Origin of the sequence: Mycobacterium sp. 1245852.3 (assembly GCF_001669335.1) — a bacterium.
GTDB lineage: Bacteria > Actinomycetota > Actinomycetes > Mycobacteriales > Mycobacteriaceae > Mycobacterium > Mycobacterium europaeum_A.
On sequence record NZ_LZLL01000017.1, the window covers coordinates 1 to 2,916 of the forward strand.

Annotated in this window: 4 protein-coding genes; 2 read left to right on the forward strand and 2 right to left on the reverse strand. The window is 63.8% G+C overall.

Annotated elements, in window-relative coordinates:
* Both A9W96_RS00675 and A9W96_RS00680 read left to right on the forward strand, forming a co-directional pair.
* On the forward strand, positions 1–1,198 hold a 1,198-nt coding region (locus A9W96_RS00675), incomplete at its 5' end, for a DGQHR domain-containing protein (RefSeq protein ID WP_067137349.1).
* 157 nt (positions 1,199–1,355) lie between these two features.
* Positions 1,356–1,643, forward strand: a complete 288-nt coding sequence (locus A9W96_RS00680; RefSeq protein ID WP_156765061.1) for a hypothetical protein — start codon at positions 1,356–1,358, stop codon at positions 1,641–1,643.
* On the opposite strand, the gene A9W96_RS00685 is transcribed toward A9W96_RS00680, so the two are convergent.
* Positions 1,640–1,948: a hypothetical protein gene (locus A9W96_RS00685; protein WP_067137354.1), complete on the reverse strand. Its 309-nt coding sequence runs from the start codon at positions 1,946–1,948 to the stop codon at positions 1,640–1,642. The genes A9W96_RS00680 and A9W96_RS00685 overlap by 4 nt on opposite strands.
* Positions 1,949–2,213: 265 nt before the next feature.
* Positions 2,214–2,666 carry a VOC family protein gene (locus tag A9W96_RS00690; protein WP_067137356.1) on the reverse strand — a complete coding sequence of 151 codons (453 nt, stop codon included), beginning with the start codon at positions 2,664–2,666 and terminating at the stop codon, positions 2,214–2,216.
* Positions 2,667–2,916 lie beyond the last annotated feature (250 nt).

Here is a 2,916-nt window from a genome sequence, read left to right on the forward strand (position 1 = left end):
AGGAGCATTGATGACCGAGGTCAAGAAGGTGCGGCTGTACGGAGCGGTGTGCGTACAGCGGGGCACGGCGATGTTGCAGTCGTACGCGACCCCGCTGCTGTTGCGCGACCAGGGTGTCGTGGATGTCCACAACCCTGAAACGGATGAGGGCTACCAGCGGGCGCTGGTCACTTCTCGGATCAAGCAGACGGCCGACTACTACGACAAGGGCGGACGGATGCCGAACCCCCTGCTGATCAACATCCGGGAGGAGGACTACAGCCAGGTCAAGGTCGTCATCGACGGCAACGCCGAGGCGCAGGCGGCTTTCGATGACGCCGTCACCAACGAGACCAATTGGGTGGGCAGCGGTTACATCGAGTTCGACCGAGACCTCGAACTTTGGGTCTACGACGGCCAGCACCGGCGGGAAGGGCTCGTGCGGCTTCTCGAACGCCACAGCGATTTCGACGACTTTCCGGTGCCGGTCAGCCTGACGCTGGGCTTGGACACTCAGTCCGAGATGACCGAGTTCTACGAGGTCAACACCAACGCGAAGAACGTCAGCACCAACCTCGCCTTCACGCTCCTTAGCAAGATGGCCGAGGAGGATCCAGACCTCCGCGACGCGCTCGTCGGCGCGGACCGGGACTGGATCACCCGTGGGCAGGCGGTGATCAAGGAACTCGAAGGGCTCGACGGTCCGTGGAAGGGCCGCTTCCAGTACGCGAACACCCGCAAGAAGCGCGGCGACGGGTCGATCATGCCGATGCCGCAGTTCGTCCGCTCCCTCAAGCCGGTGTTGGACATGCCGCTTCTCAAGCGCGCAGACCCCCTGACCGTCGCGAACGTCATCAACGCCTTCTGGCTGGGCGTCGCCAAGGTACTGCCCGAAGCCTTCGAGAATCCAGAGGGATACCAGATTCAGAAGGGCCAGGGCACCGTCGCATTGCACCGCGTCTTCCCGCAGGTGATCGAAGTGGTTCGGTCGCGCGGGGGGAAACTCGGCGAACCGAACTCCTACGCCGAGGTGCTGGCCGACCTGCCCGCTCTGAACGGCACGGTCGTCATTGACGGCAACATGGTCGCCGTCGACGGTGCCGACTACTGGAAGACGGGATCGGTGGCCTCAGGATTCAGCGGTGACGCTGGTCGGCGCCGGCTGGCGAGTCTGATCCAGACGCTCCTGCCGCGCCCGTCGGACACCATCGAGCTGTAGACGACCCGCACGTCGACGACGGCCTCGACGCCGAAAGGTGTTCGGGGCCGTCGAACTTCCATCTGCGTGCGCGCGGGACGGAACGTCGCCGACGACCCCGAAGTTGTCGGTGGCATTTCGTAGCCTCCAGATGAACACATGAAAAGGAGGTGCTGATATGGCGCTACCAAGAGAGTCACGCGACCTCGACGCGACCATGATCCTGGTCGGCCAGGTGCAACCGGGCATGTCCCTGGCGGTTGACGGCGGACTGGGCAAGCCGCAGCTGTTCCAGGTCGAGAAGATCGGCTTCAGTTCCAAGCAGCAAGAGGACGGCAGCTACCTGAATACGTACACGCTTACGTCCGGCCCCACCGCTGACGGCGGCCCGCCCTGGGTGATCGAGTTGCCCGCCGACGCGACGGTTTGCCGCATCCTCGGGTACTCCGCGACGCGTCCGCGTTAAGCGTCGACCATGGCGTGGTCGCAGAACTCCGGTCCGCGGTCACCGTCGACCATCCCGAGCGAGTCGCACCCCGGGCACAACTCGCGCTTTACGCGGGCGGCGACCTGCGTCAACTTCGTTGCCAGCACCTCTAACTCGTAGAGCTCGAGGTGCACGGTCAGGTACTCCCAGCCGGTCTCGATGATCGACACGGCGGCGCCGAGTAGGTCCTCATCGACCGCGACCATCAGCCGTCGGCCGGTCTCTGCTTCGTCGCGGACGTAGAACTCCGCATCGGAGATGTCCAGTTGCGGCCGTCGCTCCATGAGTCCCTCCACCGTCGTAGTTAGCGGTACAGCCGACCTCGGGAAACGGGATAGCTGGCAGATAACGCCGGTCATCGCCGCCGCCCGCGAAAACCGCCTCTGAACTGCGCAAACGCGAAGTGCCCCCGGCAGGATTCGAACCAGCCGGCGTACACCATTTCCGACCTCGACAACCGTGGCGTCTACTCAACAACCATCTGGCAAGTCCTAGCCCCTTCGACGTATCGCGCCGTGACCTTTGCACCGCGAGGAGCAGCTCGCCGCGTCACGGCCGTGGCGGCAACGCCTTCAACCACCCATCCGAAAGCAGCTCCAACATCTGCCCATCCGGATCCCGAATCATCGCCGCGCCCTTCGATACCGACGAATCAACCAACGCTCCCCCGAACTCCGCCACCCGAGCCAACACACCAGGTAGATCGGACACCGAGAACGAGATGTGCGTCAGCCCGATCTGATCCATGACCCGCTCCGAGCCGGCGTGCACCTGACGCTTCGAATAGTCCATCAGCTCGAGCACCAAGCCATCGCGCACCAGATAGGTCGCGTGCACTCCGAGCGGCTCCGGCAGCCCCACCAGCTGCGAGGTCGGGCCGTCGGGCGGGTCGAGCTCCCACCAGAACTGAAACCCCAGCAGGCTCTCGTAGAAGCGGCGCGATCGCTCGCGGTCGGCGACGCATAACCCAACGTGATTGAAAACCGTCCGATGGCTCGTCATGACACCCTTTCCGCAGCAAACGGGCCCAGGCGGTCACGCCGAACCGCCCAAGAACCGCTTCCGCCGCCCAGCTCAACCGCGTAATAATGCAAAGATAATAAGCGCACCGCCGAATAAGCAGATCACCTTCCGTTGGAGGGCTTTTCGATGGCCACACGTCCGAACGTCAGCGCTGACGCGATCGTTGACTTCGACCATCATTCCGACGCTTTCAACCTCAACGAGCTGGCCGTCAACGCCGACCTGCGGC

Bases quoted from the DNA above. Each gene is read 5' to 3' on its own strand.
- A9W96_RS00680 (WP_156765061.1), top strand. From the start codon at position 1,356: ATGGCGCTACCAAGAGAGTCACGCGACCTCGACGCGACCATGATCCTG.
- A9W96_RS00685 (WP_067137354.1), bottom strand. From the start codon at position 1,948: ATGGAGCGACGGCCGCAACTGGACATCTCCGATGCGGAGTTCTACGTC.
- A9W96_RS00690 (WP_067137356.1), bottom strand. From the start codon at position 2,666: ATGACGAGCCATCGGACGGTTTTCAATCACGTTGGGTTATGCGTCGCC.